Genomic DNA, 26,415 nt, shown 5'->3' on the forward strand with positions numbered 1-26,415 from the left:
ATGGGTGGTGGTGGATTAGGCGGTATTTTTTCCGCAGTTCTAACGGCGGTAGTAGTTGCTGCTGCCGTCTACTTTAGCGGTGGTACGGCACTTGCCGCTATTGGTTGGGGTGCAGCCGCAGGTGCGGTATCACTAGTAGCTACTAGTATGCTTTCACAGATTGGTGCTCAGGGTTATGGTGATGTAACTTCATCATTAAGCCGTAGTACATCGGGTACAACTGGTTTACCCGTAATATATGGTGGTCAATTACCACATAAGAGTGAAACAGATCAAAACGGTTCATTCGTACTAACTGGTACTATCAACAACTGGTATAACGTACCAAATGGTAGTTCTCAATATTTCTTCTCCGCACAGGTAGTAGCCTCTACGGGTGTTGAAAAGTATATTGAACAAATCTATTTCGATAACGTTCCCGTACTAGAAACGGCAATTAAAGCAGATGGTGTAGTAAGTGCTGGTATGTTACAAGAGAAATTCCGTGATGTATTACAGCTAGAGGTACGTTTCGGATCTGATGATTATACAACTACTTCTACACTTGCAAAACAATATGCGGGTACTAAGTGGACAGATAAATTTTATGGTAAAGGTGTAGTAGCCGTATATGCTGTAATTAAGAAAACACAAAATTCATTAGAGAATAACATCCTAACGAATGATAACTATAACATGACAGTAGAGTTAAAAGGCCAAGAGATCTACGATTTCTACACAGGTACTAAATTTGCTACGTCATGCCCCGTTAGCCAGATTTATGATTATCTAACTAACCCTATCTATGGTATGGGACTAGACACCCAATTAATTAACACAGATTCATTTATTGAAACTGCCGCATATTGTAATAGTGTGGGGCTATATTCAAATGGTGCTATTAGTTATCAAGATACTTATAAAAAGAATATCGAAAACATCCTACAGACATTTGCTGGTATTACCTATGTACACGCCGGACAAATCTGTCTAACTGTAGACCGTAAAACACTATCAGTTCATACATTTGATGAATCTAATATTGTTGGTGATTTAAAAGTTACTACGTCGGGAAATCAGGACTACTACAATACCCTAGATTGTCAATTTACCTCTGTTAAGAACTCATACGCAAGTGATGTAATTCGTATTCCTTCTGATATTAGTACAGATGATGTTATTAAATCTGATGGTCAAGTAATCCCCCTAAGCCGTGATTTCTCCTGGATTTATTCAGAAGCTACCGTAGAGAAGATTGCCAATAGTGAACTACGTAAGGCACGCTTTGCGGGTAAAACTGTTACCTTTACATCTAGTGAAGCATGGGATCTTAAAGTATGGGATGCTATTACTATTCAGAATACAGAATTAGGTATTAATGGTAAATTCAAAATTCTAAACAAATCAGTAGCAACTGACCAACAAAATATTGGTTATTGCCAGATCTCAGCCGTTGAATATCCAGATGCTATATTTGATGGTACGGACGGGTTAGTATTCCCTCCTGCTGGTTCTATTACTGGTGGTGCGGGTAATGTACTAACAGTTATTCCACCAACTAACCTAAGTGTAAACCGTAAAGGTTCTATCACTACTGGTAACGTGGTTACGGTCGATTGGGACGCTACCGTAGATCCTAATGTTCGAGGATATTATGTGTACTATAAATTGTCTAGTACTAACGTATGGACATTAGCAGGTAGTACAGCCCCAGCTATTACAGAATTTGATATCTACGGATTAGATAGTACGGCTAGTTATGATTACGCGGTTGAAGCCTATAACATCCTAAACCGTAAGTCTGATAAATTAACTCTAATGGGTATCGTAGCTGGTTTTAACTTTACTCTACCTGCCGTAACTGGTGTAGTACTCGCTAATAATACGGCTAGTGCTTTAGTAACAGATTCGGGTGATTTCAATATACGTTGGGATAATCAGAAAAACATCCGTGTAAATGGACGTGCCTTTAATGATTACTTCCGTTATTACATTATTAACGTATATAACGGTACTAGCCTTGTTAAGACATTCTACACTCAGGAAAACTTCTTCAATTATACTCTAGCATTGAATGAAGCTAAGATCCGTAAACCAACTATTGGTATTATCGCACAAGGTTATAGTACGGGTACGTATTCCCCAGAGGTTAAAATTACCGTAGAGAATAAGCAATGTGTACAGGCTACCGGATTAACACTAGGTGGTGGTTTTGGTAATCTATTCGTTTCTTGGACTAAATCAAATGAACGTGATTATGCTGGCTGTATTATTTCAATGACAACAGGTAATACTTCTAGGCTATTCATTTCAAATAAACCAGAATTTGATACAGTGCCTAATATTACTGATGGTGATTATAAAGTTAAGATTGCTTTCTTTGATATATTCGGACAAGACAACGTAGTATATACACCAGAACAAACTATTTCGATTAATTCACGTTATCAATATACACAGGAAGATGCTGATGAAATCAATACTATCCTAAATCTTGATAAACGTGTTGATGATGCGATTAGTGAAGCCGTAGATACTTCAAATAAGTATGCTAGTACTATTGTAAGTCAAAGTGAAAGTAGAACGGATAGTAAGATTGCTGCTAGTGATGGTAGGACTGATGCTAAAATAGTTGCGAGTGAAAAGACAATCACTACGAATTATACCACTGCTGATAACGCATTAAGCCAACGTATTAGTACCGTAGAAACTACGGCGAACGGTAACAAGGCAAACGTAACAGCATTACAGAAAACCGTTAGTGATAACCAATCGGCTAACGCAACCTCAATACAGCAGGTTAACGCACGTGTAGATACTACAAATAGTAATCTTGCGACTACTAACAGTAATTTGAGTACCACTAACCAAAACGTAGCTAGTGTATCTTCTCAGATGTCAGCTAAGGCCGATAAATCTACGGTAGATGCTAGTTATTCATTACAAGTTAATGCTAATGGTACGGTAGCGGGTATTCGTCTTGTAGCAAGCCAGGGTACTAGTAATAACTCTGCGATCTATTTTGCGGCAAATAAATTTATTGTTGCGGGAACTGATGCGGCTACTACTGGAGGCACAGCACCATTCGCAATCGTGAACGGTACTACATATCTAAAAACCGCAATGATTCAGCAAGGTAGTATTGGTTCAGCATATATAGCCAATGCCGCGATCACGAATTTGAAATTAGCTAGTGGTTCAGTCAATACAATTAATATAGTAGATGGTTCAATTTCTCAAGCGAAACTAGGTACAGCCGTAGTCGGGTCAGCCCAGATCGCCAATACTATTCAATCTACTAACTATGTAGCTAACTCTACTGGCTGGCAGATAAATAAGGCAGGTACGATACTTATTAATGGTTCTACGTCCGGTCAAGGTCGCATGACAATAGAAAGTGATCGTATCTCTGTTTATGATGCAAGCGGCACACTAAGGGTAAGAATGGGGAGATTATAATGGCATATGGAACACAAGTTTTAGTAGGTAGTACAGATATGGTTTCAATTGTAGATCCGGCGGTCTACTTGGACGTATTAAGCACTCCTACGAATGGTTCTAAAAATTATACAGTCCCGTCAGGTTATACCCTTCAATATATTGTAGGTGTTAATAATGGCAACTCTCAACCCACTGTAACAGTAAGTGGTAGTACTATTTCTTGGAATGGTATTTCTTCTAGTGCTATGTTGTGGGTATTTGTAGGGAGGTAATTATGGCTTATGGTGGACAAATATTAAGGAGTGATGGAACTTACTGGTTAACTCCAGATCAAACACCCCTTAATATGGTTAAAAGGCAAGACGTGAGCTACACGGCAAATAGTAACGTTCAATATTATGATACGGGTGTAGCTACATCTCGCCCGTGTTGTATTTTCTCCCGTTTAACTACGGGTGATCAAAATGGGCGTAACTTTGGCGGTTATCTAATACAAAGGAATGGTACGTGGCAATTCCAATTAAACGGTACACAGGGACCAATTACCGTACGTTGGTATGTCTTTAGTAACTATGTCGTAGCTCCTACGGCATATGATATAGCATATTATAATTCGAGTGGTACGGCGGTATGGAATGGCTCTAGCCGTCCCCTACAGCTTTACCGTGCGACAGTGACAAAAAACAATTCTGTAGCGGGTGGATATACGGTACTAAACGCAGGGCAAACTATTGCTATTATGCCTAGTTTCTCTGGTAGTGCGGTAGAGGGCATGATCCCAGGAACACCCCCACAATATTTCATTGCTTCATATTGTTATAAAGCCGTTGGTAATTTAATTAAAATTGATTTAGCAAGTATGATCACATCCTCTACGGGTGATTCATATGTACCTTTCTATATTGGTGTATGCTTCTACATTAGAACAGCATTATATGACTTATAAAAACAAAGGAAAAAGTATATGGATTGGTATAATTTTATTGCTGTTTTAATTGCTGGTATTAGTTTTCTATACACATATCTAAAAGGTAACTCTGATGAAATAGATGATATCGTTTCTCGTTTGGCACATTTAGAAGGTGTTGTAGATAACTCAAAAAAAGATATCGACCGATTAGAACAACAACAATCAGATCTGGATGATGCTATAGATAAAATGCGGGTGGATATTCACAAGCTTGATCTTAAAGTAGAACGGATTTTAGCAATTTTAGAAAAGTAAAAAAGGGGCATTAAGCCCCTTTGTTATTTCCAGTTTAATTGATTATTCATATCATCTACACGTGATTTTGTCTGCTTATACCATAGTGAATCTTTTGATTCTCTACGCATACCTTCACGATCTCCAATCTTTGCCGCTGCCAGTAGTTTTTTAAATTTACTAGTACCGGATAATCCCAACTGGAAGATCATTATAATAAGATAATCTTCAATATCCTTTGGAAGTGTGCCTAGATTAAGTGTAAGTAGTCCTGCTTTAGCCTTTTCGATATCATGAGCTAATAGTATATCTGCTTCAATCGGTGTAATCCCCTTACTGAAATCTTCACCTTTCTGTACTAAGTGACCGTACCCAATAGTAGGGTATCCAAGTGAATCTTTATAAACCCAGAATTTACCGTTTTTATAGTACCCAAGATGTTTTTGATAATCTAGGGAACCTTCATATAGTCGTAATCTTTCTTTTATATCTGCCATTACTAAATATTCCTATAGTTAATTTATATGGAAATATTTATGGAATGGAAACCATTTAACCCCGATGAATGGAGTATCTCAGATATTAATAGCGGTCAATATGCCGCTTTTGTATATCTAATGAAAGTAGAAGATGATTTCTACATCGGAATGAAACAAGTTTATAAAGGCATTAAAGACATTAAGAAACTAAAGCCTACGACAAAAGAATCTAACTGGCCTGTTTATACTAGTAGCAGTAAATCAGTAAATACAATGATAGAGAATGGGGCAGAGTACGAAAAGTATCTACTATGGTGTTTTCCTACGGCTAATCAGGCCGCAGTAGTAGAAGCTACCTTAATTGGTATTTTTGGTTCTCGTAGTGATTGTCTAAATAAAGCAATTATGTGTAAGGCAAGACTACCGAAGGATAACGGGGCAACATTCAAAATCATTCAGGAACTAATAGAGGTTTTATTATGAGCATTCAAGGGATAAGTAATACAAAAAGATATATAAACACACAGGGAAATAACTTAGGTAAAGATTTCCAAAAAACATTAATCAATCAGATGCGTACACTATCCCAGAAAATGCAAAATGATTTATCAAATAGTGTAGATAAGGGGGCAGTAGCTTTTACTAAGCGTGCTATTCTCTTTACGTATAAGACAAGCCCGTATGGGGGAGTTACATGTACTATTCTGGTTAAGAGACTACAGGCACGTTATCTATATGATGTAATAGTAGAATCTCGTAACTTTTCTAAATTCATCCCTACTAGTGCTGCTAGGTTAAGCCGTGAAGGTAACATACTTGGACTTAGAAATAATATTCGTAAAGGTCGATACAAGGTAGTTAAACAACGTGGTAAAGAAAGGCTAATTGATACTCAGGCTAAGAAACGTGATAAACGCGTTATTGGTTTAAGGGAAACTAAAAGCCGCCAAATCATCTATAACTTTTATGATGAAGCAGAGCAGGGTATTAGAATGATTATTAGTACAACACGTGGACACTTTAAGGTGGTAAAAGGATGAATATAGAAGATCATTTTGAAGGTGAAACACCGTACATCCAATTGAACGGTGAAACACCATTTGCAAATAGTAAACCAATTCAAAATTGTTTTATGAATAAGAAAGTTAAAAAGGAATTAAGCAAGAGCGGTTATTCTAGTAATAGTTATATGAATGTTATGTTTGAAAAGAAGAAAGCATTAAGAACTGGTGATACCTATACATGGTCATTACGTGATAGGGAATTTAATGTAGTACTACTAGATAAAACAGAACTATTCGTAAAAGGTAAACGCTTCTATGCTTACTGTATAGGAATAATTGAATAATGTTTAGTATTATCGCAGAACTACTATCTAAGGGAATGGACTTCTTTCTAAAGAGACAAACTATAGCTAAAGATGTACATACTACTAATGCCGAAGGGCAGATTGAAGTAAACAAAGAAGAGATTGAAAAAGTATCGTTTCATTGGCGTAACGCCCTTGGGTTCGTGATCACCCTAATCATTCTCTACAACTGGATTATCGTACCCGTACTTGATGCGTTAGGTATCGTCGTGATCCAAGTGCCACTAGGTCAACTAATGCAAGTCTTGCTTATCATGGTTGGTGGAAGCTAAGAAAGCCCCTTATGGGGCTTTTTCTATTTTCTACTTTTGACTACAGATACAATCATTAGTATAAGCACGATGCCACCAACTATACCATAACCCCAACGATCATTTATATTTGCTTGGTCGTCTGCTATTGATGCTACTAGTGCTACTAGTGCTACGGCAACGCCAGATAAAAACCAGAAATCTATTAATTGGTTTTTGTATTTAATAGGTTTTACGTGTTTTCTAATTATAGTGAAACCTGGGGTAATTGTAATTATCAATGCAATAACACCTAGTGTGCCTAATGTAGTAAGTCCAATGCATTTTAGTACTACTAGAGTTACTACTAATAAAACAATAGTTATTATATATGCTATAGATAAGTTTAATATTTCACGTAACCTTTCCATTTAATCCCCTAAATACTCGTACAGAAATTTGTATGGAGTATTTTATGGCAAGAGTAACAAAAAGGGAATCTACTAATCATAATAGGGTGATGGAGCTAGTACATTCCGATAAACAACTAACGCAAGATGATAAAGAGTTTATCTTCAATAACTATCAGGGTGATGGTATCGGTGCTACTGGTGCTTTCTTTACTCCCGAAATGCTAGCGTGGGATTTCATACTTGATGCTGGATGTAGTGGAGACTGCATAGAACTATGTGCGGGTATTGGTAGACTTAGTTACTATCAATTTCTACGCAATAACCCTACACACATCACATGTGTAGAACTCAATCCAGAATACGTACAGATCGGAAAGAGGGTCTTACCAGAGGCAGAATGGATCACTGGTGATGCACTCCAATACACACCAGATCGTTTCTATCGTGTCGCCTATGGTAATCCACCATTCGGTAAGATCAACACTTCAAAAGCGTATACAGGCCGTTATACAGGCTCAGAATTCGAATACAAGGTGATTGAACATGCTTCACAATTTGCTTCATACGGGGTATGGATAGTACCGCAAGGTTCCGCAGGTTTTAGGTATAGTGGGGTTCATTGTTATGAACGATACGAGAAATCCAAGTATCAGAAATTCACTAGTGAAACTGGTTTAACGTTAAAGCCAGGGTGTGGCATTGATACAAGTATCTACAAGGATGAATGGAACGGTACAAAGGTGATATGTGAAAGTGTCTGTGTAGATTATGACGGTACTAACATGTGATTCCGTGGTGAACTTACTGTACTAACTACGAACAGTCCGTCGTACCGCCGCCGATGTCCACCACCAGCACCCGTTTCTCTTCCGTCAGCGTGGCTTCAAAATCCAGCCCCGCCGCAACCGGCTCATACTGGAACACCACGTCACGGAAGCCTGCCCGGTGCGCTGCACGCTCAAGGATCCCCTGCGCCTGCTGGTTGGCTTCGTCGCCGCCCAGCCCCTGAAAGTTAATCGGACGGCCAATCACCGCCTGGGTGATGGCATCCGGCACCTGGGACTGCGCCTGATTGCGGATGTGCAGCATCATCGCGCAGACCAGATCTTCAAACATCGCCACCTGCTGCGGCTTCAGGCCGCTGGCGCCGAGGAAGGATTTCGGCGATTTAACGAAGTAGACCTCTTCCGGGTCTTCAATGTACTGCCCGAGGGAAGAGAGGCCGAACTGCACGCTGGACGGGGTAACGTCGATATCTTCCTCGCGGTTAAAGCTGACCGCACGGCGCAGCAGCGCCTGGGTCTCCGCCGCCGTGGCCGGAACCTGATGGTGGCGGAACAGCCACTCGCTCACCGCTTCACGCGTGGGCGCACAAAGCATTGACGGCAACAGCGTACTGCCGTTTTCCATTTTCAGGAGCTGCGGTTGTCCGTTTTGCATTATCGCAACCGAGCAGTTTGCGGTGCCGTAGTCGAATCCAATAAACACAATAAATCCCCATGCCGGTGAGAAGGGGCGAGACTTTAGCGAAATGTCTGCCAGGCGACAACAGGAATATGAAAGCAAGGCGCAAGGCGATCTTTCGGTTTATGCTGAGGTAAATACAAAAGGAGAGACGATGTACACCCTGAACTGGCAACCGCCCTACGACTGGTCGTGGATGTTTGGCTTTCTTGCCGCGCGTGCGGTCACGGGGGTTGAGACCGTTACGGAGGATTACTACGAGCGCAGTTTTGGCTATGCCGGGCACCAGGGCGTTTTCCGGGTTACGCCAGACAGCGCAACCCCTACGCTGGCGGTGTCGCTCAGCCCTGGCCTGATCCCGGTGGCGGATATCTGCCTCGACCGCATCTCCCGCCTGTTTGACCTCGATTGCGACCCGCTGCACATTGCGCAGACTCTCGGCGAGCTCGGCGCGGCGCGGCCGGGCTTACGTTTGCCCGGCGCGATGGATGCATACGAGCAGGGCGTGCGCGCCATTCTCGGGCAACTGGTGAGCGTGGCGATGGCGGCAAAACTGGCGTCACGGGTGGTGGCGCTGTGCGGTGAACCCATTGAGGATGCGCCGGGCTATCTCTGCTTTCCTCCGCCAGAGGTGCTGGCCGCGGCAGATCCGCTGGCGTTGAAAGCCCTCGGGATGCCGCTCAGGCGTGCGGAGTCGTTGATTCATCTGGCGCAGTCGGCGGTGGACGGTGAATTCCCGCTGTTCCCGCCTGCGAACGTTGAGGCCGGGATGAAGGCGCTACAACAGCGCCCCGGCATCGGGCGCTGGACCGCGAATTATCTGGCCCTGCGTGGCTGGCAGGCGAAGGATGTTTTCCTGCCGGATGACTATCTGATTAAACAGCGCTTTGCCGGTATGACGCCCGCGCAGATCCGTCGCTATGCCGAACGCTGGCAGCCGTGGCGCTCGTATGCGCTGTTACATATCTGGTACACCGACGGCTGGTCGCCGTCAGTTGATGGCGAAATAGCTGGTATTCAGCAGTAGATCAAGCGGCTGCGCTTCCCCGATGGTGTCGCCGTAAATAAAATCAACGCCGATGCCCGACAGCGTATCCATCATGATCGACTGATGGCATGGCCCGGCAATGGTTTTTATGCCCAGACGCTGGGCGTGGCCCTGAATGATTGTCACCATCATCTCATCCATCAGATTGCCGTGGACGTTGGTCACCATGTCTGTATCCAGCAGCAGATAATCGGCGGTGTTGGCGCTGAGCTGGCTGAAGACGTTCATATCGCGTCCGACCCGGGTCAGCACCACGCGACAGCCGGCCTGACGAAGCTTTTGCAGACCCTGCTGCACGTTTTCATCCGTATTGCTCAGCACATCAACGGCGATCGCCAGATGCAGCAGCCGCGCCGGCAGCGGACCTCTGGTGATCAGGTCGAGCAGCTCATCCACCAGCGTGACGCTGGCTAAACCCGCTTCTGAGAGCGGCAGCGCGACGCCCATTCCTTTGGCCGCCACCTGTGCGGCATAGGTACGGAAAAATTCGCTGAATATCCGTCGGTCCAGGGCGTGCAGCAGCTCCGGCTCCGCCAGCCCGGCGCGGAAGGCATGCTCTTCCAGCACTTCTCCCTGGCTGGTCCACAGCCGCAAGGAAATCAGCCAGAAGCTACTGCTCTCGGGAATGCGCGGCGAGGCGACGCTGCGGGCGATCATCAGCAGATGGTTATCTTTAATCATGTGCCACTGCTCATCCAGCGACATCATGCTGCGCGTGCTGTGGATCCGCTCCTGCTGGGGTTCGTAGACGGTGACCACGCCGCGCCCGCTGTTTTTCGAGGCGTAGCAGGCGATATCGGCCTGAGACATCACTTCCGCAGCCTGGTAATTGGTGTCGTCAATCAGCGTAATCCCCGCGCTGGCGCCAATGCGGTGCAGGCGTCCTTCCCAGGAAAAATGATAGTTGTTGATGGCGTCGATCAACCGGCCCGCAATATAGCGTGCGCTTTCGACGTTGCAGTCCGGCAGCAGCAGGCCAAACTCGTCGCCGCCCAGACGCGCCAGCACGTCGCTGGAGCGCAGCATGGTCAGCATTAGCGAAGAGAGTTCGCGCAGGAGAGCGTCGCCCGCCGCGTGGCCTGCCGTATCGTTCACCGCCTTGAAACGGTCAAGATCGATAAAGACCAGCGCGTGACGCTGATGGGTCTCCTGTACCGTCTGCAACAGGCGCTTAAGGTGGTTTTCAAAGCTGACGCGGTTCGCCAGGTGGGTAAGGGCGTCATGGGAAGCGCTGTAGCTCAGCTGGCGCAGCATTTTGCGCGACTCGGTGACGTCCTGAATCACCAGCACCGAGCCGATGGTGTGTCCTTCCAGAGTGCTGAGGGGGGTTATGCTGTAATGAATGTCGAAACTGCCGCCATTGCGGCAGTTAAGCACCACATCCTGTTCGATATCGGTACGGGACATATCGCCGCTGTGGATGTTTTCCATTAACGGACCGTTCTCGCCGAAGGTAATGTGCAGCACCTTCAGAATGGGCTGACCCAGCGCTTCGCTTTGCGACCAGCCGCTCATCTTCTCGGCGACCGGGTTCATAAAGGTGATGTTCATGTCGATGTCGGTACACAGCACCGCTTCGCCGATAGAGTCGAGGGTGATATGCAGGCGCTCTTTTTCCTGGAACAGCGCCTCGTTCAGCTGCTTCACCTCGGTCATATCCATGTTGATCCCTAACAGCCGCTCCACTTCGCCCTGTTTGTTCAGCACCCGGTTCGCCAGCGAACGAATGTGGCGAATGCCATCCTTGACGCGAATGCGAAATTCCAGCTTGAAAGGTACCCTGGCCTGGAGTGACTCACGCAGGACCTGTTCGGCGTGCGTACGATCTTCAGGCACCATGGCCGCATGCCAGAGCTGCCAGGTGGGTTTAATGTGCGGGGGGATTTCGTAAAGCTCAAACATCCGTTTATCCCAGCTGATCACGTCCGGCTCCAGATCCCACTCCCAAATCCCGATGCCACCGGCTTCGTTAGCGAGAGTGATACGCTCCATCAGACGCTTATTCACCCACTCGGTCTGTTTCAGATCGTTGATGTCTTCAATCTGGGCAATAAAGTAGAGCGGCGTGCCGTCGGCATGGCGCACAACGGAGACGGCCAGCAGCGCCCACACCACCTCGCCGCTGCGGGTGTAGTAGCGTTTTTCGAGGGTGTAGGTGTTGATCTCGCCGTGAATCAGCTGTTGCAACTGCTCCAGGTCGGTATTTAAATCTTCCGGCCAGGTTAACTGCTGGAACGTGAGCGACTGAAGCTCAGACTGGCTGTAACCGAGGAAATTGCACAGCGCCTTGTTGGCCTGGAGCCACTGGCCCTCAACGCCCACCAGCGCCATACCAATCGCGGAATACTCCATCGCATTGCGAAAACGTTCTTCGCTTTCCGTAATATGTTTACGCTCGGCCCTGAAGGCATACATCACCATCGTCATAATGTTGGCGGGAAGCAGCATCATCAGGAAGGGGAGCCACGGCGCGTTGAAGGTGACGATCATGCTGGAGGGCGTCATGGAGAGCGGATTTCGCGCCATCATCAGGGACACCATCATGATGGTGAATAAAAATATCAGGAACGCTTCCATACGCGGCAGACGCACCGCGCTCCACATCAGCAGAACGATAATGCAGGTGAATGGCCACGGCAGCCAGGTGATTGCCGTCCAGCTAAGAACCAGCGTGACGACCAGGGTCACCAGCGTTTCCAGCAGCAGTTTCGGGTTGCGGTGGCGCAGCAGGTAATGCGGCTTAAACAGCAGACCTAACGGCACCAGCGCCAGTGCGCCAATGGCTTCTGAAAGTACCCAGACAAGGAAATTACGCAGCGGCTCCGCGCTCGGCACCAGAAAATGAACCAGAACGCCCCCCACCAGCGGCGGCACCAGGGCACTGCCGAGGGCAAGCCGGACCCAGTCGTTGAGGTTTTGCAGCGGATTATACCAGGGGAGCAGCTTACGCAGTAACAGCGCGCCAACCGTGGCCTCAATGATATTGATCGCCGTGTAGGTGATGTTGATCGATGCCCATGAGAAGAGCATCCACGAGGCAAAAATATTGCCAAAGGAGCAGGCGAGCGCAATGCCGGGCCACATTTTTCCCGCATGGCGGTAAAACGCCACCATCATAATTGAAGTCGGGAACCATAGTGGCGCCAGCAGCGTACCGAAGCGAGTCAGCTCGAGGGAAAATAAGGTGAAGATGAACGTGACCAGACCCAGACAGACAAGCCGCAGTAAAGGATGTGGGGTAGTAACCAAAACCCGCTGGTATTGTTTATTCATTACCGCTCTATCCAGGGACGCCATGTTGTCAGGAGCCAGGTCCGGACGCGTGAAATTAATAATTTGGTTTATGCTAGTACAAACATTTTACAATTCATATGCTGAGTGGTCAGATTTTGACTTCATAGACTTATAAAATAGTTACTCTGCGAAGAAGGGTGATGAAATGGCGAAAAACCGCGCGTAAAAATTTTGCTAAAGGCGTGAAACAGCGCTTTTCAGCCCGCCTCGCATAACCTGCGCATTCGACTGGTATCACGCCCCCGAAATCCCTATAATTGCCGCGTTTGACGCTCCGGCGTCGTCCTTCCTTACATCCAGGTTAATCAGGTCGCTAAATTTATGACTGATAAGTCTCATCAGTGCGTCATCATAGGCATCGCCGGCGCATCGGCTTCAGGTAAAAGTCTTATTGCCAGTACGCTTTATCGCGAACTGCGTGAACAAGTGGGTGATGAGCATATCGGTGTGATTCCCGAAGATAGCTATTACAAAGATCAATCCCATCTTTCGATGGAAGAGCGCGTAAAAACCAACTACGACCACCCCAGTGCGATGGATCACAGCCTGCTGTTCCAGCATCTGGAAGCGCTCAAGCGCGGCGAGGCGATTGAGCTGCCCGTCTACAGCTACGTGGAACATACCCGCACCCAGGAAACGATCCGTATCGAGCCCAAGAAGGTGATTATCCTTGAAGGGATTTTGCTGCTCACCGACGCCCGTCTGCGCGAATCTATGAACTTCTCGATTTTCGTCGACACTCCGCTGGATATCTGCCTGATGCGGCGTATTAAACGCGACGTTAACGAACGCGGCCGCTCCATGGACTCCGTGATGGCGCAATATCAGAAAACCGTTCGCCCGATGTTCCTGCAATTTATTGAGCCTTCGAAACAATACGCCGATATTATCGTGCCTCGCGGCGGTAAAAACCGTATTGCCATTGATATCTTAAAAGCGAAAATCAGTCAGTTTTTTGAATAAGCCGTGTGAATTGTGTACCGTTCAGAGATAACCTGGTTTTGCCCTGACGCCGTAAGGCTTCAGGGCGCGATGCACGAAAGGAGAAAGTGCCATGCGTCTTTGTGACCGCGATATAGAAGCCTGGCTGGATGAAGGCCGCCTGTCTATCACCCCGCGTCCGCCGGTTGAGCGTATTAACGGCGTGACCGTCGATGTGCGTCTGGGGAATAAATTCCGCACCTTCAGCGGCCACACGGCACCGTTTATAGACCTCAGCGGGCCGAAAGACGAAGTCAGTGCGGCGCTGGATCGTGTCATGAGCGACGAAATCGTCATCGAAGAAGGAGAGGCGTTTTATCTCCATCCTGGCGAACTGGCGCTGGCGGTGACCTTTGAATCGGTCACGCTGCCTGCGGACCTGGTCGGCTGGCTTGACGGACGCTCTTCCCTGGCGCGTCTGGGCCTGATGGTGCACGTCACCGCGCACCGTATCGATCCGGGCTGGTCTGGCCGTATCGTGCTGGAGTTCTTTAACGCCGGTAAATTGCCGCTGGCGCTTCGTCCGGGAATGATGATTGGTGCGTTGAGCTTTGAACCGCTGACCGGCCCGGCAGACCGTCCTTATAACCGCCGTCAGGACGCAAAATATCGCGACCAGCAGGGTGCGGTTGCCAGTCGTATCGATAAAGACTGATCTGTGAGTTCACTGAGGAAGCCATGAGAAGAGTTCTGACAACGCTGATGATTTTGCTGGTGGTGCTGGTGGCTGGCCTTTCAGCGTTGGTGCTGCTGGTTAACCCGAATGACTTCCGGGCCTACATGGTGCGGCAGGTGGAAGCGCGCAGCGGGTATGAACTCAAGCTGGACGGGCCGCTGCGCTGGCACGTCTGGCCTCAGCTCAGCATTCTCTCCGGACGTATGTCCCTCACCGCGCCGGGTGCCGCGCAGCCGCTGGTCACGGCGGATAACATGCGTCTTGATGTCGCGCTCATCCCGCTCTTATCCCATCAGCTCCAGGTTGAACAGGTGATGCTGAAAGGGGCGGTGATTCAGCTTACGCCGCAAACCGAAGCCGTTCGTCAGGCGGATGCTCCGGTCGCACCGCGTGAAAACACCTTGCCTGACGTCCCGTCTGACACCGGCTGGTCGTTCGATATTGGTAATCTGAAAGTTGCTGACAGCGTGCTGGTTTTCCAGCATGAAGATGACGAACAGATCACCGTACGCAATATCAACCTCAGGATGGAGCAGGATGCCAACCATCACGCCACCATGGAGTTCTCCGGGCGGATCAACCGCAATCAGCGCGATCTCAACCTGTCGATGAACGCGAACGTGAACGCCTCTGATTATCCGCACCAGCTGACGGCGGACGTTCAGCAGCTTAACTGGCAGCTGACCGGCGCGGATTTACCCGCGAAGGGGATTGCCGGCCAGGGCACGATGCAGGCGGTGTGGCATGAAGAGCGCAAACAGCTCGAACTGAACGCGCTCAACCTCCAGGCCAACGACAGTGCCCTGAAGGGGCAGGCGAGCGTCACGCTTGATGAGAAACCTAAGTGGGTGCTGGATCTGCAATTCGACAAGCTGAACCTCGAGAACCTGCTTCCGCCCCAACCGGTGAACGCGACCGATGAGGGAGCCACGCAGGTGGGGCAAAGCCAGGTCACGCAGTCGCGTCCGGTGATCTCCTCAAATCTCGATCAGCCTGACTACAACGGCCTGCGCGGATTTACCGCCGACATTCTGCTGAAAGCGAACAGCGTGCGCTGGCGTGGGATTGATTTTACTGACGTCAGCAGCCAGATGTTCAACCACAACGGCCTGCTGGTCATCTCCGAGCTCAGCGGAAAAATGGGAGCAGGGAACCTCTCCCTGCCGGGCACGCTGGATGTGCGCAAAGACGTTGCCAGCGCCGCGTTCCAGCCGCGTCTGGAAAACGTTGAGATTGGCACCATCCTGAAAGCCTTTAATTACCCGATTGCCCTCACGGGGCAGCTGTCGCTGGCAGGGGATTTCTCTGGTACGAAGATTGATGCGGACGCTTTCCGTCGTAGCTGGCAGGGGCAGGCGCACGTTGAGCTGAAAGATTCGCGCATGGAAGGGCTGAACTTCCAGCAGCTGGTGCAGCAGGCGGTAGAGCGCAGCAGCAGCGTGAAAGCGAATGAAAACTACGACAGCGCAACCCGTCTGGACAGCTTTACCAGCGAGCTTGCCCTCGACAACGGTCAGCTCTCGCTGGACGACATGCAGGGGACTTCGTCACTGCTGGCGCTGACCGGAACCGGCGCGCTGGATCTGGTGAAAGAGACGGCAGACACCCGCTTCAACGTCCGCGTGAAGGCTGGCTGGGAAGGCGAAGGCCAGCTTGTGGAGTTCCTGAAAGAGACGCCGATACCGCTGCGCGTGTACGGAAAATGGCAGGAGTTGAATTACAGTTTGCAGGTCGATCAGATCCTGCGGAAGCACCTTCAGGATGAAGCGAAACGTCGGCTGAATGACTGGGCGGACCGCAATAAAGAGTCTCAGTCAGGTAAGGACGTGAAAAAGCTGCTCGATAAGCTGTGATGCCTGTTGTGCCGGGTGGCGGCTTTGTCTTACCCGGCCTATAAAAGCCAGACACCGTAGGCCGGGTAAGCGAAGCGCCACCCGGCTTTTTTACACCTCAAAATCCATCTCATCTTCACCGCGCAGCGGTATCAGCTGCACCTTCTGCACGCGATGGCTCTCTACCTGCAAGGTTTTGATCATGTAATCCCCCACCTGGACCTCTTCGCCCGGCTGCGGAATACGTTGCAGATATTCCATCAGCAAACCGGCGATGGTGTGGTATTCGCGCTTCTCATCCAGCGGAAGCGGAACGAACTGCACCAGATCTTCGAGCGGCATATGGCCGTTGGCGGTCCAGCTGCCGTCGGCGTTTTTCTGAATATCGTGACGCGCATCGATCTCATCCACCTCATTAGGCAGATTACCGGCGATGGTTTCCATCACGTCGCTGAGCGTTACCAGCCCTTCCACAGAACCAAACTCATCAACGACAAACGCGAAGTGGGTACGAGCGTTGCGGAACTGCTCCAGCGCGGAGAGCAGCGGCAGCGCTTCCGGGAAGACCAGCGGCTGGCGCACCAGCGCCCGCAGGTTGAGCGGCTCGCCATGGAGCTGCTGTTGCAGGAGGTCAATCACGTGTACGACGCCCAGCAGCTCTTCTTCCTCTTCACCGCCGGTCACGACCACGCGGGTGTGCTGGTTTTTATCCAGCAGGGCGCGGATCTGCTCTTCCGGCGCCGTCAGGTCAATATGCTCAATGTCATGGCGGGAGGTCATGATACTGCTCACCGAGCGCTGGTTGAGGTTAAGCACGCGCTCTATCATCCGGCGTTCCTGCGGGTTGAAGATCTGCCCGTCGCTGTGGTCGGCAAGCATCGCCGCGGATTCAGCATCCAGCTCGGCATCCTCTTTTTTGCCGCTCAGCAGGCGCATCACCGTATCTGCGGTGCGCTGTCGTAATGTCTGGTTCGCGGAGAGAAAACGGCGACGGTTGAAAATGGCCAGCTGGTTGAGAAACTCAATCAGCACCGAGAAACCAATGGCGGCGTACAAATACCCTTTCGGGATATGGAAGCCAAAACCATCCGCGACCAGGCTAAAGCCAATCATCAGCAGGAAGCTCAGACAGAGGATGACGATAGTCGGGTGACTGTTCACGAAGCGCGTCAGGGCTTTACTGGCGAGCACCATCAGGGTGATGGCGATGATCACCGCGGCCATCATCACCGCCAGATGGTCAACCATCCCGACGGCCGTGATCACGGAGTCGAGAGAAAAGACGGCATCCAGCACCACTATCTGCGCGACCACTGGCCAGAATTTTGCACCGCGTCGCTGGGTGGGGTTTTCACTGTCTTTTCCTTCCAGCCGCTCATTAAGCTCAACCGTGGCTTTGAACAGCAGGAACAATCCGCCGAAAAGCATGATCAGGTCTCGGGCGCTAAAGCTCAGACCCTGCACGCTGAATAAGGGTTTGGTCAGCGTCACCAGCCAGGAGATTGAGGCCAGTAACAGCAGACGCATCACCATGGCGAGCAGAAGACCCGTCACGCGGGCGCGGTCGCGTTGTGAAGGGGGTAATTTATCGGCAAGGATGGCGATAAACACCAGGTTATCAATGCCGAGCACTAATTCGATGACGACCAGCGTCACCAGCCCGGCCCAGATTGATGGATCGGCAATCCATTCCATAGTAAATGCAATACCTTCTGTTATATGACTAATGTCACACTTCGATCATGGATAAAGCCGACGGAAATTGCAATGCCGGGGTGAGATTTCTCTTAATGCTACACTCAGGTAAACCCCATTTGCCGGGCGGTGTAAATAAGTTAATTGCGAAGATTTAATTACATAAGACGATATTTAGGATATATCGCAATAAATGGTCTGGCGATCTATTTTGTCAATATAAAGAAAATCCGAAAACCTTAAAACTTTGCTCTTAATATTAATCTTAAAAACGAATATTAGGACGGTTGTCTCCTTGCCTGCTATTAGGTTAGCTGCAACAATTCTTCCAGCATCAAATGTTAAATCTCCTTGTTGCTATTTTTGTTTCGGTCTTTGGTGAAGGTTATACATTATCAATCGCCCCTGTGAGGCGTTTGATATATTTCGCAAAAGGCCTTATCCAAGAGGGTGTCTAACCATAACGCATTGTTTAGTCAGTGGATTGGTAACTGAAAGCCAAGGGCGGTAGCGTGCCTGAAAGCGTGTGAATCAGCCTCAATTATTCTGTCAATAGCCAATGGATGAATAAGCTTTTTTTAGGACTGATGCCAGTTATATTGCTAAATGATTAACTGCATTCTGATTGTCACCACGACCCGCGCTTATTTTAATTGCACAGGATAATTACTCTGCCAAAGTGATAAATAATCAATGATGAAATCCAAAATGAAATTGATGCCATTATTGGTGTCTGTGACCTTGATGAGTGGTTGCACGGTCTTTCCCGGCAGCAATATGTCGACAATGGGCAAGGATGTGATTAAACAGCAGGATGCTGATTTTGATCTCGACAAAATGGTGAATGTGTATCCATTAACCCCACGTCTGGTGGAACAATTACGCCCACGTCCAAATGTTGCTCAGCCAAATATGTCTCTGGACCAGGAAATTGCCTCTTACCAGTATCGCGTGGGTCCGGGTGACGTCATTAACGTGACCGTCTGGGATCACCCTGAACTGACCACGCCTGCGGGCCAGTACCGCAGCTCAAGCGACACCGGTAACTGGGTACAGTCCGATGGCACCATGTTCTATCCCTACATTGGCAAAGTGCACGTCGCGGGCAAAACGCTTGCTGAGATCCGTAGTGATATTACCGGCCGCCTGGCGCAGTACATTGCTGACCCGCAGGTGGACGTTAATATCGCCGCGTTCCGATCCCAGAAAGCCTATATCTCTGGCCAGGTCAATAAATCCGGCCAGCAGGCTATCACTAACGTCCCGCTCACCGTTCTCGATGCGATCAATGCCGCAGGCGGCTTAACCGACGGCGCTGACTGGCGCAACGTGGTGCTGACCCACAACGGCAAAGAGCAGCGCATTTCGCTTCAGGCGCTGATGCAAAACGGTGACCTGACCCAGAACCGCCTCCTTTATCCGGGCGATATTCTGTACGTGCCGCGCAACGACGATCTGAAAGTGTTCGTGATGGGTGAAGTGAAGAAACAGAGCACCCTCAAGATGGACTTCAGCGGTATGACCCTGACCGAAGCGCTGGGCAATGCGGAAGGCATCGATCTGACCGCCTCCAACGCCAGCGGTATCTTCGTGATCCGTCCTATCAAAGGCGAAAACGCGAAGGGCAAGATTGCCAACATCTACCAGCTGGATATGTCCGACGCGACGTCCCTGGTCATGGCAACGTCGTTCCGTCTCCAGCCGTACGATGTGGTCTATGTCACCACCGCGCCGGTTGCCCGCTGGAACCGTCTGATCAACCAGTTGCTGCCTACCATCAGTGGCGTTCGCTACATGACGGATACGGCGAGCGACGTTCATAACTGGTAAGCCGCGATGTTTAACAAAATTCTGGTGGTGTGCGTGGGGAACATTTGCCGTTCCCCCACGGCTGAAAGGCTGTTGAAAAATTACCAGCCTGCGTTAACGGTCGACTCCGCAGGGCTGGGCGCGCTGGTCGGAAAAGGTGCCGACGAACGTGCAGCAAGCGTTGCCCTTGAGCATAACCTCTCACTCGACGGGCACGTTGCCCGTCAGGTCTCTGGCCGGATGTGCCGGGAATATGACCTGATCCTCGCGATGGAAAAACGCCACATTCACGCGCTGTGCGATATCGCACCGGAGATGCGCGGCAAGGTGATGCTGTTTGGTCACTGGGATGGTGAGCGCGAAATTCCCGATCCGTATCGCAAGAGCCGCGAGGCCTTTGAGGCGGTATATACCTTACTAGACCAGTCTGCCCGTCAGTGGGCGCAGGCACTGAAAGCTCAGCAGGGATAACAATGACAGAAAAAACAAGACCTTCTGCCGCCCCGACGTCGGGCAGTGATGAAATCGATATCGGTCGCCTGGTCGGGACCGTTATTGAAGCGAAATGGTGGGTGCTGGGTATTACCGCCATCTTTGCCGTGGCGGCGATCGTTTATACGCTGTTCGCGACGCCTATTTACAGCGCCGACGCGCTGGTGCAGATCGAACAAAATACCGGAAACTCGCTGGTTCAGGATATCGGCTCGGCGCTGGCCAACAAGCCGCCGGCATCGGAAGCCGAAATTCAGCTGATCCAGTCGCGCCTGGTACTGGGCAAAACGGTTCACGATCTGGGGCTGGATATCGCGGTCACCAAAAACACCTTCCCGGTATTTGGTGCTGGCTGGGATCGCCTGATGGGGCGCAGTAACGATACGGTAAAAGTAACCGACTTCGTGATCCCAAAAGGGGCAGGGGACCAAACCTTTACCCTGACCGTGCTAGGACCAAAACAGTATCAGCTGACCAGCGACGCGGGCTTCAGCGCGCGCGGCGAAGTGGGGCAGATGCTGACAAAAGAGGGCGTCAGCATCAAGGTCAGCGCAATTCAGGCGCATGAGGGCGGGGAGTTTACGGTCACCAAATTCTCGACGCTCGGGATGATCAACAACCTGCAAAACAACCTGACCGTCACCGAAAACGGCAAGGACACCGGCGTCCTGAGCATGACCTTCACCGGTGAAGACAAGGATCAAATTCGCGACATCCTCAATAGCATCACCCGCAACTATCTGGAGCAGAACGTTGAGCGTAAGTCAGCGGAAGCTGCAAAAAGCCTGGCGTTTCTCAGTAAACAGCTGCCGGAGGTGCGTGCCCGTCTGGATGACGCTGAGAACAAGCTGAACGCGTACCGTCAGGACAAGGATTCCGTCGATCTGCCGCTGGAGGCGAAATCGGTTCTCGACTCCATGGTGAATATTGATGCGCAGCTGAACGAGCTGACCTTCAAAGAGGCGGAGATTTCCAAGCTCTATACCAAACGTCACCCGGCGTACCGCACGCTGCTGGAGAAACGTCGTACCCTGGAAGAAGAGAAGGCGAAGCTGAATGACCGCGTGACCGCGATGCCGAAGACGCAGCAGGAAATTGTACGCCTGACGCGTGATGTGGAATCCGGCCAGCAGGTTTACATGCAGCTGCTGAACAAACAGCAGGAGCTGAAAATCACCGAAGCCAGCACCGTCGGCGACGTGCGTATCGTTGACCCGGCGATTACCCAGCCGGGCGTGCTGAAGCCGAAGAAAGCGCTGATTATCCTCGGCAGCATTATTCTCGGCCTGATGCTTTCCATTGTCGGCGTGCTGCTGCGCTCGCTGTTCAACCGCGGTATCGAAAGCCCGCAGGTGCTGGAAGAGAACGGGATCAGCGTGTACGCCAGCATCCCGCTTTCAGAGTGGCAGAAGTCCCGTGACAGCGTCAAAACCGTTAAGGGCGTCAAGCGTTACAAACAGAGCCAGCTGCTGGCCGTGGGTAACCCGACTGACCTGGCGATTGAAGCGGTGCGCAGCCTGCGTACCAGCCTCCACTTCGCCATGATGCAGGCCAAAAACAACGTTCTGATGATGACCGGTGTCAGCCCGTCAATCGGTAAAACCTTCGTCTGCGCCAACCTGGCGGCGGTGGTGAGCCAGACCAACAAGCGCGTGCTGTTGATCGACTGCGATATGCGTAAGGGCTACACCCACGAGCTGCTGGGGACCAACAACGTTAACGGTCTGTCGGAAATCCTGCTCGGTAAAGGGGAAATCAGCGAGAGCGCCAAGCCGACGTCGATTCCGAAATTTGACCTGATCCCGCGTGGCCAGGTGCCGCCGAACCCGTCTGAACTGCTGATGAGCGAGCGCTTCACGCAGCTGATTGAGTGGGCGAGCAAAAACTATGACCTGGTGCTGATCGATACCCCACCAATTCTGGCGGTCACCGACGCTGCCGTGGTAGGGCGTCATGCGGGCACTACGCTGATGGTCGCACGCTATGCGGTGAACACCCTGAAGGAAGTGGAAACCAGCCTGAGCCGCTTTGAGCAGAACGGTATTGAGGTGAAGGGGGTCATTCTGAACTCCATCTTCCGCCGCGCGACCGGGTATCAGGATTACGGCTACTACGAGTACGAATACAAGTCTGACAGTAAATAATAATCCCCCTCATCCTAACCCTCTCCCCAGGGGGGAGAGAGGACTGCATGGTGCAGCTTTTCTCCCTCTCCCTCCGGGAGAGGGTCGGGGTGAGGGATAAGGGGAAGACCATGACCACACAACGCCCTTTGATTTCTATCTATATGCCGACATGGAATCGTCAGCAGCTGGCGATCCGCGCGATTAAATCGGTCCTGCGTCAGGATTACGATAACTGGGAACTGATTATCGTGGATGACTGTTCCTCCTCTTACGAACAACTGCAAAAGTTTGTTGAAGACCTGAACGACCCGCGCGTGGTGTACACCCACAACGCCATCAACTCCGGGGCGTGTGCGGTGCGCAACCAGGCGATTATGCAGGCGAAAGGGCAGTATCTGACCGGTATCGACGACGATGACGAATGGACGCCAAACCGTCTGTCAATCTTCCTGTCGCACAAAGCGCAGCTGGTGACCCACGCGTTTCTGTATGCCAATGACTATGTTTGCCAGGGCGAGGTCTATTCGCAGCCGGCCAGCCTGCCGCTGTATCCGAAATCACCGTATTCCCGCCGCCTGTTCTACAAGCGCAACATTATCGGCAATCAGGTGTTTACCTGGGCATGGCGCTTTAAGGAGTGCCTGTTCGATACCGAGCTGAAGGCCGCGCAGGATTACGACATCTTCCTGCGGATGGTGGTGGAGTACGGCGAGCCGTGGAAGGTGGAAGAGGCCACGCAGATCCTGCACATCAATCACGGGGAGATGCAAATCACCTCGTCGCCGAAGAAATTCTCGGGCTACTTCCATTTTTACCGCAAGCACAAGGACAAGTTTGACCGTGCCAGCCGGAAGTATCAGCTCTTCACCCTGTATCAGATCCGTAATAAGCGCATGAACTGGCGCACGCTGCTGACGCTGCTGTCGGTACGTAACGGCAAGCGTCTGGCTGACGGGCTTCGGGGGAAATAATGTTTCTGGAAGATTGCCGCGCTAACAGCTGGAGCCTGCGCCCGTGCTGCATGGTTCTGGCCTACCGTATTGCGCACTTTTGCTCGGTGTGGCGCAAAAAAAATGTGCTGAACAATATCTGGGCCGCGCCGGTGCTGGTGCTGTACCGCATCATCACCGAATGCTTTTTTGGCTATGAAATTCAGGCCGCTGCCACCATTGGCCGCCGCTTTACCATTCATCACGGCTATGCGGTGGTCATCAACAAGTTCGTCGTCGCGGGTGATGATTTCACCATTCGCCACGGGGTGACAATCGGCAACCGCGGGCCAGACAGCCTGGCCTGCCCGGTGATTGGCAATAACGTCGAGTTGGGCGCCAACGTGGTGATGATCGGGGACATTACCGTGGGTAATAATGTGACGATTGGCGCAGGCAGCGTGGTGCTGGACAGCATTCCGGACAACGCGCTGGTGGTGGGCGAGAAAGCCCGCGTGAAGGTGATTAAATGAACATTCTGCAATTTAACGTACGCCTCGCAGAGGGCGGGGCGGCAGGCGTAGCGCTGGATCTGCACCAGCGCGCGCTGCAAAAAGGACTCCAGTCGCGCTTTGTTTACGGTTACGGTAAAGGCGGCAAGAAAAGCGTCAGCCATGATAACTATCCGCAGGTGCTGAAGCAGACGCCACGTCTGACCTCCATCGCCAATATTGCGCTGTTCCGCCTGTTTAACCGCGACCTGTTCGGCAACCTGAATAATCTCTACCGCACCGTCACCCGCACTCGCGGCCCGGTTGTGCTGCACTTCCACGTGCTGCACAGCTACTGGCTGAATCTGGAAGAGGTGGTGGCGTTTTGTGGCAAGGTGAAGGCGCACAAGCCGGATACCCGATTTGTCTGGACGCTGCACGACCACTGGAGCGTGACCGGACGTTGCGCCTTTACCGACGGCTGCGAAGGCTGGAAAGATAACTGCCAGAAATGCCCTACGCTCAGCAACTACCCGCCGGTGAAGGTCGATCGCGCGCATCAGCTGGTTGAGGGTAAGCGTCAGCTGTTCCGCGATATGCTCTCGCTCGGCTGCACCTTTATCTCCCCAAGCCAGCACGTGGCGGACGCTTTTAATAGCCTGTACGGAGCAGGGCGCTGCCAGATCATCAACAACGGTATTGATGTGGCAACGGAAGCGATCCTGGCCGAACTGATGCCCGTAGCCGTTACCCCCGGTAAGCCGAAAATTGCGGTCGTCGCCCATGACCTGCGCTACGACGGCAAAACCAACCAGCAGCTGGTGCGCGACATGATGGCGCTCGGCGACAAAATTGAGCTGCATACCTTTGGCAAATTCTCGCCGTTTGATGGCGCTAACGTGGTGAACCACGGGTTTGAAACCGACAAGCGCAAACTGATGAGCGCGCTGAACGGTATGGACGCGCTGGTGTTCAGCTCCCGCGTGGACAACTACCCGCTGATCCTGTGCGAAGCGCTCTCCATCGGCGTACCGGTGATTGCCACCCACAGCGACGCCGCGCGGGAAGTGCTGGAGAAATCCGGCGGTAAAACCTTCAGTGAAAATGAGGTGCTGCCGCTGGTGCAGTTGTCGAAGGCCGATATAGCGCAGGCTGTTTTTGGCACGGACCTGGAATCGTTCCGCAACCGTAGCCGCAAAGCGTACAGTGGACAACAGATGCTGGAGGAGTATGTCTCGTTCTATCAGAATCTGTAGTTATCTGCTGCTGCCGCTGATCTACCTGCTGGTCAACGTTAAGATTGCCCAGCTCGGTGAAAGCTTCCCGATCACTATCGTCACCTTCCTGCCGGTTCTGCTGTTGCTTTACGTTGACAAGCTTAACCTCAAAAAGCTGATGATTTCATTGGGCATCGGGTTTGGTCTGACGGCGTTTAACTACATCTTTGGTCAGTCGCTGGACGCCAGCAAATATGTCACCTCCACCATGCTGTTTGTTTATATCGTTATCATTATTGGCATGGTGTGGAGTATTCGCTTTAAAACTATTTCTCCGCACAATTATAGGAAAATCCTCAGGTTCTTTTATATTGTCGTCGGGCTGATTGTTGTGCTTGCGGCAATGGAGATGGCGCAAATTATTCTCACAGGCGGCAGTAGCCTGATGGAAATAATTTCGAAATATCTTATATACAGTAACAGCTATGTACTGAACTTCATTAAGTTTGGTGGCAAGCGTACAACCGCGCTCTATTTTGAACCGGCGTTTTTTGCTCTGGCATTAATCTCAATTTGGCTCAGCATCAAACAGTTCGGTATCAAAACCCCCAAGACCGATGCTATGATTCTTGCAGGAATCGTTCTGTCAGGGTCGTTCTCCGGGGTAATGACGTTTATTCTGTTTTACCTGCTGGAGTGGGCGTTCCAGTACCTGAACAAAGAGGCGATTAAGAAAAAACTGCCGCTGGCGATAATCTCTCTGACGGTATTTTTAGTGGGCGTAATATTTGCGTTTCCGTACATTTCTGAACGTCTGGGTGATTTGGGAACGGAAGGTTCGTCGTCCTATTATCGCATCATTGGTCCACTGGTGATGGTGGGTTATTCCTTAACCCATATTGATGGCGTAGTAAGATTCGGCTCACTTTACGAATATGTTGCATCATTCGGAATCTTTAACGGTGCGGATGTCGGTAAAACCATAGACAATGGTCTGTATCTGTTAATTATCTATTTTTCCTGGTTCGCCGTACTGTTGACACTGTGGTATCTGTTTAAAGTTTTCAAAATGATGATTAACGCGTTTGGTGATAACCAGAACTTTCGCGTGCAACTTTATCTGTTCACACCGGTGTCGTTGTTTTTTACCGGGTCAATATTTAGCCCGGAATATGCATTCTTAATTGTATGTCCGTTTATTTTGCGCAAAGCGCTGAATATTACGAGCGTATGACGAAATGAGGTG

General features: G+C 50.2%; 24 protein-coding genes and 1 pseudogene. 20 read left to right on the forward strand and 5 right to left on the reverse strand.

What is annotated here, in order from left to right:
- From ACWKXX_RS07715 to ACWKXX_RS07730, 4 genes are read left to right on the forward strand one after another with little or no spacing between them, the layout of a single operon-like run.
- Positions 1-3,438 carry a phage tail tip fiber protein gene (locus ACWKXX_RS07715; RefSeq protein ID WP_454540793.1) on the forward strand — a complete coding sequence of 1,146 codons (3,438 nt, stop codon included), beginning with the start codon at positions 1-3 and terminating at the stop codon, positions 3,436-3,438.
- Positions 3,438-3,692, forward strand: a complete 255-nt coding sequence (locus tag ACWKXX_RS07720) for a hypothetical protein (RefSeq protein ID WP_454540794.1) — start codon at positions 3,438-3,440, stop codon at positions 3,690-3,692. Before ACWKXX_RS07715 ends, ACWKXX_RS07720 begins: the two co-directional genes overlap by 1 nt.
- A gap of 2 nt (positions 3,693-3,694) precedes the next feature.
- Positions 3,695-4,366, forward strand: coding sequence for a hypothetical protein (locus tag ACWKXX_RS07725; protein WP_454540795.1), 672 nt, complete (start codon positions 3,695-3,697; stop codon positions 4,364-4,366).
- Between the two features lie 18 nt (positions 4,367-4,384).
- A complete protein-coding gene (locus ACWKXX_RS07730; RefSeq protein ID WP_058700364.1) occupies positions 4,385-4,645 on the forward strand; it encodes a hypothetical protein in 261 nt (86 codons plus the stop codon).
- 23 nt (positions 4,646-4,668) lie between these two features.
- Here ACWKXX_RS07730 and ACWKXX_RS07735 read toward each other — a convergent pair whose 3' ends face one another.
- The gene (locus ACWKXX_RS07735; protein ID WP_454540796.1) at positions 4,669-5,121 is read right to left on the reverse strand and encodes a glycoside hydrolase family protein; all 453 of its coding nucleotides are present in this window, start codon (positions 5,119-5,121) and stop codon (positions 4,669-4,671) included.
- 39 nt (positions 5,122-5,160) lie between these two features.
- Between ACWKXX_RS07735 and ACWKXX_RS07740 the strand changes: the two genes are divergently transcribed.
- The 4 genes from ACWKXX_RS07740 to ACWKXX_RS07755 are packed head-to-tail and all read left to right on the forward strand — an operon-like array spanning position 5,161 to position 6,744.
- Positions 5,161-5,586: a GIY-YIG nuclease family protein gene (locus ACWKXX_RS07740; RefSeq protein WP_045349231.1), complete on the forward strand. Its 426-nt coding sequence runs from the start codon at positions 5,161-5,163 to the stop codon at positions 5,584-5,586.
- Positions 5,583-6,143 (forward strand): hypothetical protein, encoded by a 561-nt coding sequence (locus ACWKXX_RS07745; RefSeq protein ID WP_454540797.1) that lies wholly within the window; start codon positions 5,583-5,585, stop codon positions 6,141-6,143. The genes ACWKXX_RS07740 and ACWKXX_RS07745 overlap by 4 nt, the downstream gene beginning before the upstream one ends.
- Positions 6,140-6,451: a hypothetical protein gene (locus ACWKXX_RS07750; RefSeq protein WP_454540798.1), complete on the forward strand. Its 312-nt coding sequence runs from the start codon at positions 6,140-6,142 to the stop codon at positions 6,449-6,451. The genes ACWKXX_RS07745 and ACWKXX_RS07750 overlap by 4 nt, the downstream gene beginning before the upstream one ends.
- Positions 6,451-6,744, forward strand: a complete 294-nt coding sequence (locus ACWKXX_RS07755; RefSeq protein WP_454540799.1) for a 3TM-type holin — start codon at positions 6,451-6,453, stop codon at positions 6,742-6,744. Before ACWKXX_RS07750 ends, ACWKXX_RS07755 begins: the two co-directional genes overlap by 1 nt.
- A gap of 23 nt (positions 6,745-6,767) precedes the next feature.
- Here the strand turns inward: ACWKXX_RS07755 and ACWKXX_RS07760 are convergent, their stop codons facing one another.
- Positions 6,768-7,133 (reverse strand): hypothetical protein, encoded by a 366-nt coding sequence (locus ACWKXX_RS07760; RefSeq protein ID WP_261666145.1) that lies wholly within the window; start codon positions 7,131-7,133, stop codon positions 6,768-6,770.
- Positions 7,134-7,177: 44 nt separating this feature from the next.
- Here ACWKXX_RS07760 and ACWKXX_RS07765 point away from each other — a divergent pair, with 44 nt between their 5' ends.
- Complete coding sequence (locus tag ACWKXX_RS07765) at positions 7,178-7,903, forward strand: methyltransferase (RefSeq protein WP_454540800.1); 726 nt, start codon at positions 7,178-7,180, stop codon at positions 7,901-7,903.
- A gap of 28 nt (positions 7,904-7,931) precedes the next feature.
- Here the strand turns inward: ACWKXX_RS07765 and yegD are convergent.
- Positions 7,932-8,603 (reverse strand): annotated as a pseudogene (gene yegD, locus ACWKXX_RS07770) (molecular chaperone); the annotation flags it as partial.
- A gap of 130 nt (positions 8,604-8,733) precedes the next feature.
- Between yegD and alkA the strand changes: the two are divergent.
- On the forward strand, positions 8,734-9,606 hold the full coding sequence (gene alkA / locus ACWKXX_RS07775; RefSeq protein WP_015572369.1) for a DNA-3-methyladenine glycosylase 2: 873 nt from the start codon (positions 8,734-8,736) through the stop codon (positions 9,604-9,606).
- Here alkA and ACWKXX_RS07780 read toward each other — a convergent pair.
- Positions 9,571-12,900, reverse strand: a complete 3,330-nt coding sequence (locus ACWKXX_RS07780; protein WP_045328795.1) for a diguanylate cyclase — start codon at positions 12,898-12,900, stop codon at positions 9,571-9,573. The genes alkA and ACWKXX_RS07780 overlap by 36 nt on opposite strands.
- Positions 12,901-13,242: 342 nt before the next feature.
- Here ACWKXX_RS07780 and udk point away from each other — a divergent pair, with 342 nt between their 5' ends.
- The 3 genes from udk (at position 13,243) to asmA (ending at position 16,431) form a co-directional block, all read left to right on the forward strand.
- Positions 13,243-13,884, forward strand: a complete 642-nt coding sequence (gene udk / locus ACWKXX_RS07785; protein WP_000130320.1) for a uridine kinase — start codon at positions 13,243-13,245, stop codon at positions 13,882-13,884.
- A 91-nt stretch (positions 13,885-13,975) separates the two neighbouring features.
- Positions 13,976-14,557: a dCTP deaminase gene (dcd, locus tag ACWKXX_RS07790; RefSeq protein ID WP_006811250.1), complete on the forward strand. Its 582-nt coding sequence runs from the start codon at positions 13,976-13,978 to the stop codon at positions 14,555-14,557.
- Positions 14,558-14,580: 23 nt separating this feature from the next.
- Entirely contained in the window at positions 14,581-16,431 is a 1,851-nt protein-coding gene (gene asmA, locus ACWKXX_RS07795; protein WP_032654208.1) for an outer membrane assembly protein AsmA, read from the forward strand.
- A gap of 90 nt (positions 16,432-16,521) precedes the next feature.
- Here the strand turns inward: asmA and ACWKXX_RS07800 are convergent, their stop codons facing one another.
- Positions 16,522-18,105 (reverse strand): TerC family protein, encoded by a 1,584-nt coding sequence (locus ACWKXX_RS07800; protein ID WP_015572372.1) that lies wholly within the window; start codon positions 18,103-18,105, stop codon positions 16,522-16,524.
- Between the two features lie 693 nt (positions 18,106-18,798).
- On the opposite strand from ACWKXX_RS07800, the gene ACWKXX_RS07805 reads away from it, so the two are divergent.
- From ACWKXX_RS07805 to wcaD, 7 genes are all read left to right on the forward strand, one after another.
- Complete coding sequence (locus ACWKXX_RS07805) at positions 18,799-19,935, forward strand: polysaccharide export protein (RefSeq protein ID WP_003862079.1); 1,137 nt, start codon at positions 18,799-18,801, stop codon at positions 19,933-19,935.
- 6 nt (positions 19,936-19,941) lie between these two features.
- Positions 19,942-20,385 carry a low molecular weight protein-tyrosine-phosphatase Wzb gene (gene wzb, locus ACWKXX_RS07810; RefSeq protein WP_003862078.1) on the forward strand — a complete coding sequence of 148 codons (444 nt, stop codon included), beginning with the start codon at positions 19,942-19,944 and terminating at the stop codon, positions 20,383-20,385.
- Between the two features lie 2 nt (positions 20,386-20,387).
- On the forward strand, positions 20,388-22,550 hold the full coding sequence (wzc, locus tag ACWKXX_RS07815) for a tyrosine-protein kinase Wzc (protein ID WP_015572374.1): 2,163 nt from the start codon (positions 20,388-20,390) through the stop codon (positions 22,548-22,550).
- A gap of 110 nt (positions 22,551-22,660) precedes the next feature.
- Entirely contained in the window at positions 22,661-23,503 is an 843-nt protein-coding gene (wcaA, locus tag ACWKXX_RS07820) for a colanic acid biosynthesis glycosyltransferase WcaA (protein ID WP_017383272.1), read from the forward strand.
- Entirely contained in the window at positions 23,503-23,994 is a 492-nt protein-coding gene (gene wcaB, locus ACWKXX_RS07825) for a colanic acid biosynthesis acetyltransferase WcaB (protein WP_003863505.1), read from the forward strand. The genes wcaA and wcaB overlap by 1 nt, the downstream gene beginning before the upstream one ends.
- Positions 23,991-25,208 carry a colanic acid biosynthesis glycosyltransferase WcaC gene (gene wcaC, locus ACWKXX_RS07830; protein ID WP_032669515.1) on the forward strand — a complete coding sequence of 406 codons (1,218 nt, stop codon included), beginning with the start codon at positions 23,991-23,993 and terminating at the stop codon, positions 25,206-25,208. Before wcaB ends, wcaC begins: the two co-directional genes overlap by 4 nt.
- Positions 25,183-26,403: a colanic acid polymerase WcaD gene (gene wcaD, locus ACWKXX_RS07835; protein ID WP_015572375.1), complete on the forward strand. Its 1,221-nt coding sequence runs from the start codon at positions 25,183-25,185 to the stop codon at positions 26,401-26,403. The genes wcaC and wcaD overlap by 26 nt, the downstream gene beginning before the upstream one ends.
- The last annotated feature ends 12 nt before the right edge of the window (positions 26,404-26,415 follow it).

Source organism: Enterobacter sp. UPMP2061 (assembly GCF_053709615.1).